Here is a 15,279-nt window from a genome sequence, read left to right as displayed (position 1 = left end):
CCCTGCTCTGGATGGTAGGGAGCATTTGTTTTATTGCTCAATTTCTCTAATTATTCTCGCAGGATTTCCACCAACAATAACATTATCAGGCACATCTTTTGTTACAACAGAACCAGATGCAACTACAACATTATTACCAATCGTCACTCCTGGATTAATAATAGATCTTCCACCAATCCATACGCTATCACCAATTTTGACTGGTTTTCCATATTCTAAATTCGTATTTCTTTCTGCAGCTTTAATTGGATGTGTTGCAGTATAGATATGAACTCCAGGTGCTAAAAAAACATTACTCCCTATATGAATTTCACATACATCTAAAAAGACACAGTCGAAATTTGCATAAAAGTTTTCTCCGATGTGAATATTGTATCCATAATCACAACGAAACGGAGCTTCCAGATGATAATTTTCACCTGTAGTACCGAATAATTCTTTAATTATTTCTTTCCTTATATCCAATTCTGTTTCTAAGGATTCATTGAATAATCTAGCAAGTCTCCTCGCATTTACTCTGTCATTCATTAATTGAGGATCAGCACCATCATAAAGTTCCCCACTGATCATTTTTTCTTTTTCTGTTTTCATGATGTATCTCCTTTTTGTTGTTGTCTGTCATTATTTAGTGTACATTTCATTTAAGTAAGATACAAATGTAGTGACTGGTGCAAATTCCCTTCAGCATGCCCCGAGATAGAGTGTTAGATTAGTTCTTCTTCATAATCTATAAGATGATCATCATCATTTCCATACTTTTCTCTGAATTCATCATATGATAATAAAAAATCTTGTGGTAGTGTACCAAAAAGACATTTTAATTCGCCGTCTTCATATAAAACTAAGTAACTTTCTTCTTGTATTACATCATCTTTTTCAAATTCATCTCGATACTTTTGAATTTGTTCCTCTGTCGGCTTACTATTTAGCAAATACCTTTTTCCTTCAGGAGCTTTTTTTGTAAGAACAAAAACACCGTATCCTGGATTTTCTTCAATGTCAAAATCTAATTTATTATCTGGGGTAATTTTATTTAGACGAGTGTAATTATATCCGCAATGTGAGCAAAGAACATACTTATCTCCTACTTTATAATAGTAGTCTTCAATTGCAACTTTCTTACATTGGGGACATTCAATTTCAAAAAGAATCGATGCCAATTGGAATGCACTCCTTATCGTAGAGTAGTAATTTATTGATGGAAGTATTTTGTGGTAGTAGTGAAGAAAGAATAAACTCGGGGCAATTGGAGGGAAAAACATAATATTTAGTTTATTCTACATCTCCTTTCATTCTTAGAATATCTATATACTAACCTATTAATCCACAAATGTAAACGCTTTAATATATTTCATATGAAAGAGGATTTCTACATTGAAATCCCCTTTCATTAGTTAATCTATAATCGTCTTTTATTCTTCACCTTGGCATTAGGATCTACATGTATACTATCTGAATACTCTACTTGGTCAATTACACAATTTGGACCTATCGTAACATTACTACCTCTCACTGTCCCTACATGTGAATGTTCTAAATAAATTTCGTCACCTTCAATTATCTCTGCTCTCATTTTGTTATACTTCTTTTTAGAAAAACGTGAAAAAATGTTTTGTAACCATGAAGTTAATTTTGAACTTAGCCTTTGGGATACATGAATCTTTTCTCCACCTATCTCCTTCACAACACAAGTCCCATCCATTTTTATTTTGACTTGCTCTGCATTTAATAAACCTGAGATAGAGAATCCACCATTCGCATCAAATTCTTCCACCTCTACATCTTGTGCGACTTTCATATACCCTCGAAGCGTTAATGTATCACCTTTTATGCTATTTCCACAATGAAAAGAACCACTTATCGAAAGTTTAGATGCTTGAATGGAACCATCTACTTTAGCTGAACCAGCAACACTTATCGCTTCACTACGTAAATCCTTTTCAAAATGGCTAGAGCCATGTATGGAAATGTCATTAATATTAATATTTCCTTTCGCAGTCGCAGATCCTGCAATGGACAATGAGTTTGCTTCTACATCACCATCAATTCTCCCACTTCCCGCAATTTTTACTTGATCAAACCGTCCACCGGGAATAGTGCCACTTCCAGAAACCTTTGCATTACCTGTTAATGGATAATCCAGGTCTTATCCCTCCAATTTTAAATTAATTAACTTTGCTTGTTCAGCTAAGTGAAAAATACATAATTCTTCCGTATCCTTATCCAACAAAACTTTCCCATCGTCGTTTAAGAGGAAATAGAATAATGTTTCGGCTTTCTTGTAAATTAGAACATACTTATCAATGGATTTGCTTGAAGTACACCAAAATAAAACAGTCTGAATCCAATTATCCATTTCATGCTGAAATGAGATCTTCTTGTTGATTGAACATGTGATATGGATAAAGACAGCTTCTAAAAAAGTAAATTGTTTTTTGTTTGCTACTTTAATAAACTGATCTAGTATTGTATCAGGTATATCTAAACTTCTTTTTAATTCTTTATCGCTATAAACTCGATTTGTATTCCCCTCTGAGAAAAACTTTGCTAATTCATCGAGCGAATATTGATCTTTTAACTCAATAATGGTTTCAATCCTCTTTAAGATCTTATCTTTAGGAAAAAAGGTTTCCTGCCCAGTGAATACAGATTGTTTGATAAACCACGAGTCAGGAATAAGCTTTTGACGTTTCCAACGATAAAGTTGACCGTATGAAATACCAGTTAATTTTAATAAATCCTTTTTAGATATCATCTCTTCAGTATCCAATATCAGCCCTCCTAACGTAACAATGTTACGCTCGTTATTAATGTAACATAACATTGTTACACTGTAAAGAAGAATTTTATATAAATAATTATAAAATTCCAAATTAACACTTTTATTTTACGGATAATTTGTTATAATCAATGGTGATCCCCAGCTTGTCCCTCTTATCCCCTTTTAACAAAATCCAAAATGATAAAATGAAAGAAAGGTGAAGTATGAATGAAACGTCGATTTCCATGTGAATGTGGTAGTGGAAAGTATTATGATAGTTGTTGTTCCCCTCCAACTGAAGTGTGGTTTCGGCCAATGGAAGGGCCAGAAGAATATGAAGAAATGCTAAATAAGCTGATTGTAAGTAGAAAGTTTAATATGCGGTTTAGAGGATTACGACAATTTTATGGAGATGAATTAATTGCATATAAACTAAAAAATCCTTCAAGTTCATCTCGAAATATATTTCTAGAGATTATAGCCGAGTATTTTACAACGTATTTAGAGGACAAGTGTCCATCTTCATGGAATGAATGTGATCATGAATTCTGGGAAGAGTTTTTTTACTCCTTTTACCCATCTACTATTAAAATATCCCCAAAACAAAATGAAGTAAAAAGATTCCTTAATGAATGTAAGAAGTTTGTTCATTGGCTTGATAAGCATATTGGCACTTCCTTCTACTCCTATATTGAGGAGCTATGTGCAGAAGCAGCATCTGAATTACTAGAATGTGAAAAGCTAATAAATAAACTTTACCTCCATACTTTTCCAAACATCCATAAAAGAGATTTCGATATAATTGCAGAGTTAGACGCACATGAACAAAACTATAATTTTGTAGATGATAAGGTGGCTATCTTTGAAGTGCAAGATAAGAATGGTCCAATTACGATTGCTAGAGCACATGATGATAAGAGTAATTATCAAATTTTGGGATTGCCAATTGAAATAATTACTCCTGGAATGATTATTTGTGGGTTTATAGGAAAAGAAGAAAGTAGTTGGTTGTGGACTTGGGATCATCCGATATGTGTCTTTCCAAGAAAAGCAAAAAAGTTTTTGGAACATGTTCTTATTTGAGGATTTTGATTAAGATTAAGAAATGAGACGAACAATGAGCGAATAACTCTATATAGAAATATGTTATTCGCTTATAAAGTTATACAATTAAATTTCACCTGAAGGTAATTTGATTTTCGTTTCAGTAGATAGTGGAACTCCAAAATTAGGCGTATCATCGTCATTCCAACTAAAAGGCTGCATTCTTATATTACGATTGTAGCCCGCTCCTTTTTGCATTGCTGCATGATAAATCATCCAATCCTCTTTCCCATCAGGAGATTTCGTAAAGTTTCCATGACCAGGTGAATAAACATTATTCTCCATGTAAGTACCAAATAATGGCGTCGGATGCTTCACCCAATGATTTGGATTGAGTGGATCTGTTCCCGTGAAGGTTAACATACCAAGTTTATAACGATCAGAACCAGCATCATCAGCGGAAAATATAATCATTAGCTTACCATTTTTTCGTAAAATTTGAGGACCTTCAATTGTACTACCTTCCCAAGGTAAAGTAGTTTCTGAAAGTAATATTCTCTCACTAAGCAGTTTCCATGGCTCATTTCTATCTAAAGAAGCAATATATAATTTTTGTGGCCAGTCATTTTCTTTGAATCCAGACCAAATAAAATACAGCTCACCATTATCCATTTCTAGAACGGTTCCATCTATTGCCCATTTATCATTCGACTCTTCCACTACACCACGATCAATATAATGTCCTAAAGCATCATCCGTTTCACTCTCTAATACGAACATTCGATGATTATATACCTCTTCATCGTTTGTAACAGTATAGTAGATAAACCACTTGCCATTGATCCAATGTAATTCGGGAGCCCATATTTGTGTACTATTAGCTTTATTTGGTTGAGGTGTAAAAACTATTTTACGTTCTCCATTGGCAATTCCTGATAATGATTTTGATCTCCATATTGAAATATGTTTTACTTCTGTACAAACTAAGTAATAATATCCATCCTTATATGTAATAAACGGATCAGCGCCATCCATTATTGGATTTTGAAAAAAATTCATCTTTTCTCCACTCCCAAATAATTTTATGAATTTCTCGCAACAAATGTAATAGCATTTGTTTTAAGTATTACCTCTCTGCCATTTCGTGTAATTGTATATTGTAATGGTTTCACTAAAACTTCTAAATGTTCCCATTCGTTATATGCTCTTTTTAATTTATGTAGCATTTCATCTGTTGTTATATTAATTTCAATAAGAGCAGGTAACTTTTCATTTGTTTTCAAATCAATCTCTTCTATTTCCGAGTTTACAATGATGCAGTTAACTCCATTTATTTTCGTACCTAATACCATCTGTTCCAGAACATTTTCTAATTCTATTTCTGATTTCACATGTTCAATACTAGATACTGCAACAATAAAATCATATTCATTTCTTGAAATGTTGTACGAGCCAATGTCTGCCTTTATAGGATGAATAATATCCTGAACATCAAATTTTTCACTATATTTCAGCAAGTTTTGGATTGCTGAATCTAATAAATCCACACAATCTACCCTTCCACCCCTTTTTTTAATTGCTTGTGCAATGGGAATGCTATTTCTACCAACTCCCGATCCAAGATCCAAAACATGTAATGGTGCTACATTACTAAATAATTGCAGGAGATTTACCACTGTTTTTACCGGCCTATAAAGCCATGAACCTTCCACGAAAAGTTGATAATTATCATAGCAATAATCATGATATTCCTTCTCAGCTTTCCTTATTTTTTCAATTGTGTTCATTTCAAGCACCTCTTCTACTTTTAAAGAACTCTCTCATGTATTCGCGATAAACTACTAAAAACCTGCAATAATCTTGTTGAAAATAAAAAAAGCCCATTTTGGGCTTTTTTAACATCTGACATACTCCGTCTATATAAACAACAGAACAACCATTATCCAACTATTACTCTTTCTTTTGGATAATGATAAAAATCATCATTGTTTTCCCCTTTATCAAAAAGGAAAATGAACGTTAGAATACCTATTCTTCCTATGAACATAAGGATCATTAGAATGATTTTTCCAATCATAGTAAAATCAGGTGTAATGCCGGTAGATAATCCGGTTGTTCCGAAAGCAGAGCTTACCTCAAAGACAATCTCCATTAAAGAAAATGTTTCGGTACGTTTTAAAATAATTGTAGCTATAAAACAGAGCAATAAAGCCAAAAAAGTGACTACTACAGATTTCTTAATATCTTCCTCATGGATTTCCCGTTTAAAAACTCGAACGTCTTTTTTTCCTCTAGCGAATGATAATATTAATAATAAAAGAATTGCAAATGTAGTAGTTCTAATACCACCACCAACAGAACTAGGCGATGCACCTATAAACATAAAGAAACATAGGACTAATAAGGTAGAGTCACTAAAATAATTAATATCAATCGTTGCTAAGCCACCATTCCTAGTTGAACTGGAATGGAAAAATGCATAAAAAAATGCTTCATGCCAACTTTTATTTACAAAAAAGTGAGTAGATTCTATAAGTAATATTACAACGGTACCAAACAACATTAGAGAAAAAAATGTAACGGTTGTTAATTTAGTATATAAGGAAAAATGAAAAGGACGAGATTCTTTTCGCAGTTTTATATAATCCTTAACTTCAATCAATACTGGAAATCCGATAGCACCTAAAGTTAATAAAATGATATATATGGACTGAACAAAATAATCATGTGCAAACGGAATAAGTGACATACCTGTTAAATCAAACCCAGCATTCGTTGTTGCACTTATTGATGCAAATGTCCCTTGTAAATATGCTTGCTGCCAAGTTGGATAATATTGTAGAAAATAAGATCCTAAAATTGCTGCTCCAACCATTTCAATTAGGAAAATTATCAATACTATTTGTTTCATCACATTTACTAATCCAGATAATTGCGAGCGGTTATGATCAATACTAATAAGTTGTCGTTCTTTAATACCAATTTTCTTCCCTATCATGAGCCAAAAAAATGTTCCGAGGGTCATGATTCCAATACCGCCAAATTGAAGAATAAACATTAAGAAAAAGATTCCCGTAGTACTAAAAGTATCTACATAAGGAACAACAGCTAAGCCAGTGACACTAACCGCACTTACAGCTGTAAATAAAGCATCTAAAAAGCTCCAGTCAACACCAGGTTTTAATGCTACAGGCAAGCAAAAAAGTCCAGTAGCGATTAATATAGCAAACACATAAAAGATAACAATAATTTGTGCTGATTCGAAGCGATGACTTTTTAATGCTTTTAACATGTAAATAACTCCTTAAAGTTCAAATAAAAAAAGACCATACACTTAGAATGGTCTTTTAAGGCGTAAACTATTAGCGTTATTTGTCCTTACAATATGTAATAACATCTCGATAAGATAAGTCTCCACCAAATATATCAAGTGAACTTCCAATCGTAATATCTAACTTACCATTTGTAATACGATAAAAAGCTTCTAAATCATCTATCGAGCGTGCACCACCTGCATAAGTAGTTGGTATTGAGACCCAATCTGCCAATTGTTTCACTAGGTCTTCTTGGATACCACTTCGTTTTCCTTCTACATCCACAGCATGAATTAAAAATTCATCACAATATTTTTCCATTTCTTTGATCGAAGATTGAGTTATTTCAAAATTACTAAATTGTGTCCATTTATTCGTAACAACAAACCATTTATCGTCCTTTTTCTTACAGCTTAAATCAATTACTAATCTATCTTTTCCAACTTCTTGGACAATTTTTTGTAATCGTTCTTCATCTAACTCACCATTATGAAATATGTAGGATGTCACGATAACGTGTGATGCACCTTGTTCTAAATAAAAAGATGCATTTTCTGCAGTTATCCCTCCACCAATTTGTAATCCTTGTGGATACTCCTTTAAAGCTTGAACTGCTGCTTCTTGATTTCCATCCCCTAGCATAATTACATGTCCACCTGTTAGACGATCCTTTTTGAACATGGAAGCATAATAGGTGGAGTCATAGGTGGATACAAAATTTTCAATAACGTTTTCGTTGCGTTCGTTTAATGTTTCTCCAACAATTTGTTTCACTTTTCCTTGGTGTAAATCGATACATGGTCTAAAGTTCAAATTCTCCCTCTCCATCCTCATCTCTTTTATGGATATTATAATCTAAAATCGAATTATCTGAAAGATAGTTCACTTTTAAGTGTAAAAAGATGATAAAAGGGTAATTTAACATTACAACAAATTCTGGAGGTGTTCGACATGTATAGAACTGGTCATTTTACTGCAAACGATGGCGTAAAACTTTTTTTCCGTGCATGGATACCTCAAGAACCAAAAGGTTTTTTAATATTAATTCATGGAGCGGGAGAACATTCGGGACGTTATGCACATATTGGTGAAACTTGTATGAAAGAGAATATTGGAATAATTGCTCCTGATTTACGTGGGTTTGGAAAATCTGGCGGACCTCGTGGGCATGTAAATCATTTTTCAGACTATATCGATGACCTGGAAATATTAATTAATTTATTTAAAAAGAGATATGAATCTGCACCATTGTTTATTTTTGGACATAGTTTAGGTGGTTTAATAGCAATTCGCTATGGTCAACTATGCCCTCATAAAGCAAATGGATTTATTTTATCATCCCCTGCATTAGGAATTCGGATTCAACTTCCTATGTTACTAAAAAAAGTATTGCAATTCTGTTCCAGAGTAACGCCAAATCTGGCGATTGAACCTTTCAAATGGATGGGCAGATTGAAAAAAATTCGAACGTTCAATCATCTGATCCCAGAACCGGATAAAAACATTATCCAGGATCCATTATTTACATTACAATACACTCCCCGTTGGCTAATGGAATTAATTCAGAATGGCATTAGTGCCTTATTAGAGACACCTAAATTCCGTTTTCCATTTTTGTGTCTTTATGATCAACAAGATCCTATCATTCATCCTGATTCTATATCCTCTTTCTTGAACTCCGTTTCTACTGAAGATAAAAAGTTTGTGATGTTTGAGGAGGGTCTCCATCGACATTGGAATATTAATCAATGTGATAATGCATTGGAAAATGTTCTGACATGGATAAATCCACGCTTATAAAGTTTAGCCAAAATAACGCTCAACATGAAGCAACTATTCCTTTATGTTGAGCCGATTTAAAGATTCTCTTATTTTCCTCGAACTAATTCCTCATTAAATCGTTCAAGAAATCTTTTGGCTGTTTCAGAATTACTAGATGAAAGCTCTTTATACCACTTTATAGCATCTTCGCCAAACTCATCTTCCAAATCAGTTAACACGTTTTGGGTAAATAACATATTCTTATTTATGTCATCTACTATGTCATTCGTTTTTTCATTTTTATTAATTGCTTTTTCAAGATAATATACATCATCAACGATAGCTGGAAAAAGCGTATCCAACATAGGAAGCCCAGGGATATAGCTATACTCTTTTTGGTATGTATGTAGATGCCTTGTGTATTGTGCTAAAGATATTTTACCGTCTACTTGATGTAATGTTTCTTCCCAATCTATTGACGAGTAATGGCCTAATTTAAAAAGAGTATTTATAAAGTTGGAAGTTAACTATCAGAGAAATGATTAAAAGCAAGAGCGATAAATAAATGAATATATTCTTTTTCTTCATTTTCAAGTGATACCTCCTCATAAATTTTCGATAGATTTTAATACAGAGGTGTATCCGTTATTGATTTTATCTTTAATTAAGCTTGCACATTCATTTGGTGTTAATGAAGATGTGTCTACTTGTAAATCATAGATTCCTGGTGAATGGACAAGCTCTTGCCATAGCGCTACTGGTTTTGGAATAGAACCGTCATCATTATAGCCTGCTTTCCAAGTGCTAATTCGTCTTTCCATCACAATGTCAATTGGACAGCAGACACCTACAAAAAGGACAGGAAGACCACTTAATATTCGCGCGCATGTAGGGAGAATATTTCTAGAAACGGAATATCCATCATGATGGCCAACATCCACAACAACATTTAACCCTAACCGACTATGTGCGGCGATGGATTCATACATAGCAATATACATTTGAACAATGTAGGGTTCTAAATCAGGACGCTCACCTCCTGGGCGTAATCCTATACCAGGCTGAAAACGTTGCGGTATCATTTTCATGTAATGGTCTACACCAATATTCATCCACACCCCTTCAAATGATTCTTGAATTACATTTGCTATACTCGATTTCCCTGACCTAGGAGTTCCGTTAAGTATAATGATTTGACCAATATTATTCGTTTGCACCATTTTAAAAACCTCCGTATTAATGATTTACTTTTTCATATTCTCCTTATAGAAAGTTGATACCTTTATCTGTTAAGCAGTTTATTTTCATATATGAATAAGGAAACTTATAATTAATGTGGGTGATCTTAACAAAAAGGAGTGTTTTTGATTCATGGCAAAGTTATCAACTCCCTTTTCCATAAAAGGATTGGAATTAAAAAATAGAATTGTGATGGCACCGATGTGTCAATATTCAGTAGAAGCAAAAGATGGGATCCCGAATGATTGGCATTTTGTGCACTATGTTTCAAGAGCTGTTGGAGGTACAGGTTTAATAATTGTTGAAATGACCGATGTGGAACCAGATGGACGGATTACTGATTATGATCTCGGCTTATGGACAGATGAACAAATCCCAGCTTTTAAGCGAATTGTCGATGAAGTACATAAATATGGGACAAAGATTGGCATTCAAATAGCACATGCGGGTAGAAAAGCACAAGATGCCATACAACCTATTGGTGCATCAAATATACCAATTACTACAGATAGAAGAAAAGGAGATCCTCATCCACCAAGAGCACTAACAACAGCTGAAGTTAAAGAAATGGTAAACAAATTCAAAGATGCTGCTGAACGTGCGGTTAAAGCTGGTTTTGATACGATAGAACTTCATGGTGCTCACGGTTATTTACTGCACCAATTTCATTCTCCGGCAATTAATAACAGAGATGATGAATATGGCAAAGACTTATCTCGCTTTGGTGTGGAAGTAATTCGAGCAGTACGCAGTGTCATGCCGGATGATATGCCGCTTCTTTTCAGAATATCTGCAGTTGAATATATGGATGGCGGGTATGGATTAGAGCATTCGATTAATATAGCGAAAAAGTATCGAGATGCTGGTGTCGATATGTTTCATATTTCAAGTGGTGGAGAAGCTCCAGCTGGAAAAGTAAAACCAGCGAATCATCCAGGATATCAGATTCCATTCGCACGCGCATATAAAGAAGCTCTAAATGTTCCAGTTATTGCTGTTGGTATTTTAGAAGATCCTGCACTTGCTGAAGCGACTATCGCAAATGGTGATGCGGAACTAGTGGCGATTGGTCGCGGAATGCTCGTAAATCCATTTTGGGCACTCCATGCTATACAACAATTATCTGGACAGATTGAACCACCTGAACAGTATGTAAGAGGTTTTAAAAAGTAATGTTTTTTAGACAATAAAGAAGGCCGTTCCAATTAGGGAAAGGTCTTCTTTTTTACATTATATATTCTGCCTTTTACGTTTAATAATAATCTAGTAATTTAGCATCAATTTCATCGATATATCCTATCTTTTCCGTCTTATCCCAAAAGATGATTTCAGCAGCTTCATCGTTTTCCTCGAATGGTTGTAGAGTGGTAATCTCGCAACTAAAAAGTGCTCCAGATTCTAATCGATTATCTGGTTTTAGTTGAAATTTCATTAATCCTTTAAATGCTAGCGTCTCAACCTTTTGATTTGTCTCTTCGTAAAGTTCTCTGATTGCACATTCCCGAGCAGATTCATCTTTCTCCCTTACACCACCAGGAAGTTCCCAATATTTTTTCCATTTATCAAACATTAGTAGATATTTATTATTATATTTTGCAACAACTAGTGAATGAGTCAAAGGAGCGTCAATTGTATATTTATCAATATCGTCCTCGTTTATATAGAGAAAATCTAGAAATATATGTCCATTTTTATTTACTAATATAGCCATAATACTCCCCCCATTTTCCATTTAAAACGAACACAGTAGTATAAATTATCTAATTCACTGTATCAGAGCTCTTCATTAGATTTAAGGATTCCCATTCTTCTCGTAAAATTCCCATTCGAATAGAATCATAGTATTTCCCCTCATAGTATCTCACTTTGCGGATTCGTGCCTCTAATTGCATACCTAATTTCTCAGCAACTCGAATCATACGATAATTGCCGGACCAAGTAGTTAATCCAACTCGTACTTGTGGAAGAGTAGTAAATATATGATTCATCCAAAGTTTCAATGCTCGCGTTCCAATGCCTTTCCCCCAATTATGTGCTTCATGAAGGACGATTCCCATTTCTAACCATTTTGATTGATCAACTTCAAAATAATAGGAGATGATACCACAAACAGTGTCATTAATCGTAATAACCCAAAAGTCTTCCTGATTTATCCAGGAATCTGCTCCCTCTATAAACTCATCGTATGGCTTCGAGCTATGTGGAAAATAAGGTGCATCCCACTTTTTCCATTCAGGAGTATCATCTTTGTAAATCAATTCCCATAGTCGATACAAATCTTGTTCCTCGATGGGACGAATAGTTAAATCATTATCTCTATACATATAATGCCTCTTTTCTCTTACTAAACTAAATCTTTCTATAATTTTGAGTATACCTAATTATTATTGTTTCTTCCATGTGTAAAACCTGCAAAAAATCTTCCCCCATGTGCTGCTAGAACAGAATCAGTTAGGTCGATTACCTTAGTTTTATTATCATCCTTATAATAAGTATCGAATGCTTCGGCAAAAGATGAAGCGAAATGAGCATCAAATTGTTTTAATGCACGCATCATCCATTTGGAGGATCCTATCCATTTGCGATTCGTTCTTAACACAAATTCGTGAAGTAAGTTTGCTAACGTCCCCGCAATACAAATTCCTTCAGCCCGATCTCTATTTCCTATAAAATCTTCCAAAGTATCCGTCAAGAAGTAACGCTTTATTGTAATCGTTTCTTCTGTCCATTCTTCAGGTCCCTGCTCTAATATCTTTTTAGCTTCTAGTTTCAAATTAGCCAACACATTAGTATCTTTTAATACAATTCCTTCTAGAATCATTCGTTGCATCGATGGTCTAGCATTTTTATAGTCTAGGTCAAATATATATTTGTAAGATTTCAGGTTATGGATAAATGCCTCTATTGGCCAACCAAATTCAATAAAAGACTCCCTATAGGAAGTTTGAATACTATTATCAAATATAACAATATCGAGATCAGACGTTTCCGTTGCTTCTGCTCTGACAACACTTCCAGCAAGTAGCGCTGCTTGGCAGTCAGGGAAATATTGATTAACGAACTTTAACGCTGCATCCATAGGTGAAGGTTTCTGAATATCTTTATTCATTCTGAACCTCTTTAGAGTTTATTTTTTTATATCAAATGGTTTATTTTTTTATATCAAATGTTATATTGTCTGATTTAATTTCAGATCAAATTGGGGTTTTGTGGCATATTCCATATAATGTACTCTTCCATTAAAATCTAGATACTTTTGATATCTGCTACGAATTGCTGGTGCAGTAATTAGATCAAGTACTTTACTTTTTTCCACCCAACGAACTTCGGATGTTTCCTCTGAAGTGGTTAACTCGCCACTAATGGGATAACATATAAAATCTAATATTACTTTTGTTGGAACATCTGTCACATTATCGTACCATTTATAAATAGAAGTATTGGAAGAAACATTTAATAAGTTTGAAACTTCTACATCTATTCCGCTTTCTTCTTTAATTTCTTTTTTGAGTGCATCGATTAAATTTTCTCCAACTTCCACTTGTCCACCCGGAAAAACCCAGCCACCATGATGAGTTTTAACTAATAAAATGAATCCTTCATTATTTTCAATAATTCCACCGACAGCTACAATATGTGTTGGCATCTTCATTTTTGAATCCCCCTCTGAAATTAAAAAGACTATACTCTAACTATGGGAATATTGCTCATCACCTCATTGTTATTAACAAAAAATCTCATGTATATTTCCATCTGGATCAGCGAAGAAAGCAGTCGTTTGTCCCCAAGGCATTTGCGCGGGTGCTTTGATGGTTGTAGCACCTTTACCAATCAATCCTTTATATGTCTTCTCCACATCTTCAGGCGAATCACATGGAAAAGCAAGTTCGAATGATTGTCCTTTTTTTTCTTCAAGGAAAGAATAATGATTACCTGTAATTTCTGACATAATTTCTCTACTGCAAATTGCGAATCTAACTCCTTCACTTTCAAATTCAACATTGTTCGGAGATTCTCCTGATACAGTAAATCCAATAACATCACGGTAAAATTGAGTCATCCTTGTGATATCATTCGTTAAAATTGTAATTAAATTAATTTTTGCTTTCATAGACATTTCTCCTTATGGTAAGTAGTAAAAAAACAATACATCTTTTGTCTATTTCTACTAAGTATGAGATATCTCCTGTTAATATCAAAACTTTCACTCGTAAAATGGAGTCATATGTCCTTTTTTATAATTACTTGCAGATGGAAACTCTCGCTCCACTACGTTGTCTATGGAAGCGAGAGCTTATTACATTTAGACATACCACACTTAAAAAAAACTCACCAAAGATGGAACATAAATATACTTACACTAATACTCTACACTTCAACCCTCCCCTATCTTTTTCAGCAATAATAGTAAACTCCCAAGGTATATTTTCACCTTTCCAACCATGGTGCTCTTCAAACTTTTGTAATGTAAACCCTGCTGTAATGACACTATTTATAATTTCGCTTAAAGTATAGGATTTAATCAAAACATCTGGGAAATTATGATGTTCTTCTTCTGAGAAGAAATGTTTATATGCAACATCCCCGTTATGCAATTCATTATCAAAATAGTTAAATTGTACTCTATTAGCAGTTAGACATTTTCTAAGTGGATGAAAATCACTAAGAATCAATCTTCCACCGTTTTTTAGTAAGTTGTAAAGAATGTACAAGAATTTATTAATATCAGCAAAGTAATGAAGGATACCGCCTTCTAAATATAGAATATCAAACGCTTCTCCATACTTTTTTAAGTCGATATCGTATATATCTCCTACGATATAATCAATTGTTGTGTTAGCACATTTTGCTAGTTCAAGTGCATATTTTTTATTTTCTTCTGATATATCAAATACAGTGACATCTGCTCCAAGTAATGCTAATGGAACAGCTTTTCTTCCATTTGAACCACAAAGATTAGCAATCTTTTTATCCTTTATTTCAGTAAAATATTGTTGGTGTTTTTTTAAGAAAGCAAGAGGATTAGCTTTTATTTTTTCGGCTTTTTCTTGAGGTGTACCATCTCTTTTATGCCAAAATTCGTAAGCACGATATTCCCATGCTTTTTTGTTTTGGATACTTTGGAGATTCATAAATATTCACCCTTTCAATTGATAATAA

The 15,279-nt window shown here is 33.8% G+C and carries 19 protein-coding genes; 3 read left to right on the top strand and 16 right to left on the bottom strand.

The genetic code is table 11. From position 1 onward, the window contains the following. Nucleotides 1-30 precede the first annotated feature (30 nt). The 4 genes from ACFPM4_RS02295 to ACFPM4_RS02280 all read right to left on the bottom strand — a co-directional run bounded on the left by ACFPM4_RS02295 (nt 31) and on the right by ACFPM4_RS02280 (nt 2,770). The gene (locus tag ACFPM4_RS02295) at nt 31-591 is read right to left on the bottom strand and encodes a maltose acetyltransferase domain-containing protein (protein ID WP_144928894.1); all 561 of its coding nucleotides are present in this window, start codon (nt 589-591) and stop codon (nt 31-33) included. 113 nt (nt 592-704) lie between these two features. Beyond that, nucleotides 705-1,160: a hypothetical protein gene (locus tag ACFPM4_RS02290; protein ID WP_382347253.1), complete on the bottom strand. Its 456-nt coding sequence runs from the start codon at nt 1,158-1,160 to the stop codon at nt 705-707. A 239-nt stretch (nt 1,161-1,399) separates the two neighbouring features. Further along, complete coding sequence (locus ACFPM4_RS02285; RefSeq protein ID WP_382348141.1) at nt 1,400-2,095, bottom strand: polymer-forming cytoskeletal protein; 696 nt, start codon at nt 2,093-2,095, stop codon at nt 1,400-1,402. A 51-nt stretch (nt 2,096-2,146) separates the two neighbouring features. Continuing rightward, nucleotides 2,147-2,770: a DUF4004 family protein gene (locus ACFPM4_RS02280; RefSeq protein WP_382347250.1), complete on the bottom strand. Its 624-nt coding sequence runs from the start codon at nt 2,768-2,770 to the stop codon at nt 2,147-2,149. 219 nt (nt 2,771-2,989) lie between these two features. On the opposite strand from ACFPM4_RS02280, the gene ACFPM4_RS02275 reads away from it, so the two are divergent. Next, nucleotides 2,990-3,844 (top strand): hypothetical protein, encoded by an 855-nt coding sequence (locus ACFPM4_RS02275; RefSeq protein ID WP_382347247.1) that lies wholly within the window; start codon nt 2,990-2,992, stop codon nt 3,842-3,844. A gap of 87 nt (nt 3,845-3,931) precedes the next feature. On the opposite strand, the gene ACFPM4_RS02270 is transcribed toward ACFPM4_RS02275, so the two are convergent. The 4 genes from ACFPM4_RS02270 to hisA form a co-directional block, all read right to left on the bottom strand. Next, complete coding sequence (locus ACFPM4_RS02270; protein ID WP_382347244.1) at nt 3,932-4,864, bottom strand: glycoside hydrolase family 43 protein; 933 nt, start codon at nt 4,862-4,864, stop codon at nt 3,932-3,934. A 23-nt stretch (nt 4,865-4,887) separates the two neighbouring features. After that, nucleotides 4,888-5,592, bottom strand: coding sequence for a class I SAM-dependent methyltransferase (locus ACFPM4_RS02265; protein ID WP_382347241.1), 705 nt, complete (start codon nt 5,590-5,592; stop codon nt 4,888-4,890). Between the two features lie 152 nt (nt 5,593-5,744). Further along, nucleotides 5,745-7,097, bottom strand: coding sequence for a TrkH family potassium uptake protein (locus ACFPM4_RS02260; RefSeq protein WP_382347238.1), 1,353 nt, complete (start codon nt 7,095-7,097; stop codon nt 5,745-5,747). Between the two features lie 76 nt (nt 7,098-7,173). Next, the gene (gene hisA / locus ACFPM4_RS02255; RefSeq protein WP_382347235.1) at nt 7,174-7,932 is read right to left on the bottom strand and encodes a phosphoribosylformimino-5-aminoimidazole carboxamide ribotide isomerase; all 759 of its coding nucleotides are present in this window, start codon (nt 7,930-7,932) and stop codon (nt 7,174-7,176) included. A 138-nt stretch (nt 7,933-8,070) separates the two neighbouring features. Here hisA and ACFPM4_RS02250 point away from each other — a divergent pair, with 138 nt between their 5' ends. Beyond that, a complete protein-coding gene (locus tag ACFPM4_RS02250; protein WP_382347231.1) occupies nt 8,071-8,919 on the top strand; it encodes an alpha/beta hydrolase in 849 nt (282 codons plus the stop codon). A 68-nt stretch (nt 8,920-8,987) separates the two neighbouring features. On the opposite strand, the gene ACFPM4_RS02245 is transcribed toward ACFPM4_RS02250, so the two are convergent. Then, complete coding sequence (locus tag ACFPM4_RS02245) at nt 8,988-9,242, bottom strand: hypothetical protein (protein ID WP_382347228.1); 255 nt, start codon at nt 9,240-9,242, stop codon at nt 8,988-8,990. A gap of 243 nt (nt 9,243-9,485) precedes the next feature. Next, nucleotides 9,486-10,100 carry a chloramphenicol phosphotransferase CPT family protein gene (locus ACFPM4_RS02240; RefSeq protein ID WP_382347225.1) on the bottom strand — a complete coding sequence of 205 codons (615 nt, stop codon included), beginning with the start codon at nt 10,098-10,100 and terminating at the stop codon, nt 9,486-9,488. Nucleotides 10,101-10,251: 151 nt separating this feature from the next. On the opposite strand from ACFPM4_RS02240, the gene ACFPM4_RS02235 reads away from it, so the two are divergent. Next, nucleotides 10,252-11,292, top strand: a complete 1,041-nt coding sequence (locus ACFPM4_RS02235) for an NADH:flavin oxidoreductase/NADH oxidase (RefSeq protein WP_382347222.1) — start codon at nt 10,252-10,254, stop codon at nt 11,290-11,292. Between the two features lie 79 nt (nt 11,293-11,371). Here the strand turns inward: ACFPM4_RS02235 and ACFPM4_RS02230 are convergent, their stop codons facing one another. The 6 genes from ACFPM4_RS02230 to ACFPM4_RS02205 form a co-directional block, all read right to left on the bottom strand. After that, nucleotides 11,372-11,830, bottom strand: coding sequence for an NUDIX domain-containing protein (locus tag ACFPM4_RS02230; RefSeq protein ID WP_382347219.1), 459 nt, complete (start codon nt 11,828-11,830; stop codon nt 11,372-11,374). A gap of 49 nt (nt 11,831-11,879) precedes the next feature. After that, nucleotides 11,880-12,443 (bottom strand): GNAT family N-acetyltransferase, encoded by a 564-nt coding sequence (locus ACFPM4_RS02225; RefSeq protein WP_382347216.1) that lies wholly within the window; start codon nt 12,441-12,443, stop codon nt 11,880-11,882. Between the two features lie 53 nt (nt 12,444-12,496). Beyond that, nucleotides 12,497-13,228: a nucleotidyltransferase domain-containing protein gene (locus tag ACFPM4_RS02220; RefSeq protein WP_382347213.1), complete on the bottom strand. Its 732-nt coding sequence runs from the start codon at nt 13,226-13,228 to the stop codon at nt 12,497-12,499. A 60-nt stretch (nt 13,229-13,288) separates the two neighbouring features. Continuing rightward, on the bottom strand, nt 13,289-13,771 hold the full coding sequence (locus tag ACFPM4_RS02215) for an NUDIX hydrolase (RefSeq protein WP_382347210.1): 483 nt from the start codon (nt 13,769-13,771) through the stop codon (nt 13,289-13,291). 72 nt (nt 13,772-13,843) lie between these two features. Beyond that, a complete protein-coding gene (locus ACFPM4_RS02210) occupies nt 13,844-14,230 on the bottom strand; it encodes a VOC family protein (protein ID WP_382347207.1) in 387 nt (128 codons plus the stop codon). A gap of 244 nt (nt 14,231-14,474) precedes the next feature. Next, on the bottom strand, nt 14,475-15,251 hold the full coding sequence (locus tag ACFPM4_RS02205) for a class I SAM-dependent methyltransferase (RefSeq protein ID WP_382347205.1): 777 nt from the start codon (nt 15,249-15,251) through the stop codon (nt 14,475-14,477). Nucleotides 15,252-15,279: the final 28 nt, after the last annotated feature.

It is taken from the genome of Lederbergia graminis (genome assembly GCF_042655485.1).
In the GTDB taxonomy this organism is placed as follows: domain Bacteria; phylum Bacillota; class Bacilli; order Bacillales; family Bacillaceae_C; genus Lederbergia; species Lederbergia graminis.
This window is presented reverse-complemented; position numbering and strand designations above follow the sequence as displayed.

What these genes read in the sequence shown, in the direction of transcription:
- ACFPM4_RS02295 (WP_144928894.1), bottom strand. Translation starts at nt 591, where the DNA reads ATGAAAACAGAAAAAGAAAAAATGATCAGTGGGGAACTTTATGATGGT.
- ACFPM4_RS02275 (WP_382347247.1), top strand. Translation starts at nt 2,990, where the DNA reads ATGAAACGTCGATTTCCATGTGAATGTGGTAGTGGAAAGTATTATGAT.
- ACFPM4_RS02270 (WP_382347244.1), bottom strand. Translation starts at nt 4,864, where the DNA reads ATGAATTTTTTTCAAAATCCAATAATGGATGGCGCTGATCCGTTTATT.
- ACFPM4_RS02265 (WP_382347241.1), bottom strand. Translation starts at nt 5,592, where the DNA reads ATGAACACAATTGAAAAAATAAGGAAAGCTGAGAAGGAATATCATGAT.
- ACFPM4_RS02260 (WP_382347238.1), bottom strand. Translation starts at nt 7,097, where the DNA reads ATGTTAAAAGCATTAAAAAGTCATCGCTTCGAATCAGCACAAATTATT.
- ACFPM4_RS02250 (WP_382347231.1), top strand. Translation starts at nt 8,071, where the DNA reads ATGTATAGAACTGGTCATTTTACTGCAAACGATGGCGTAAAACTTTTT.
- ACFPM4_RS02240 (WP_382347225.1), bottom strand. Translation starts at nt 10,100, where the DNA reads ATGGTGCAAACGAATAATATTGGTCAAATCATTATACTTAACGGAACT.
- ACFPM4_RS02235 (WP_382347222.1), top strand. Translation starts at nt 10,252, where the DNA reads ATGGCAAAGTTATCAACTCCCTTTTCCATAAAAGGATTGGAATTAAAA.
- ACFPM4_RS02230 (WP_382347219.1), bottom strand. Translation starts at nt 11,830, where the DNA reads ATGGCTATATTAGTAAATAAAAATGGACATATATTTCTAGATTTTCTC.
- ACFPM4_RS02225 (WP_382347216.1), bottom strand. Translation starts at nt 12,443, where the DNA reads ATGTATAGAGATAATGATTTAACTATTCGTCCCATCGAGGAACAAGAT.
- ACFPM4_RS02220 (WP_382347213.1), bottom strand. Translation starts at nt 13,228, where the DNA reads ATGAATAAAGATATTCAGAAACCTTCACCTATGGATGCAGCGTTAAAG.
- ACFPM4_RS02215 (WP_382347210.1), bottom strand. Translation starts at nt 13,771, where the DNA reads ATGAAGATGCCAACACATATTGTAGCTGTCGGTGGAATTATTGAAAAT.
- ACFPM4_RS02210 (WP_382347207.1), bottom strand. Translation starts at nt 14,230, where the DNA reads ATGAAAGCAAAAATTAATTTAATTACAATTTTAACGAATGATATCACA.
- ACFPM4_RS02205 (WP_382347205.1), bottom strand. Translation starts at nt 15,251, where the DNA reads ATGAATCTCCAAAGTATCCAAAACAAAAAAGCATGGGAATATCGTGCT.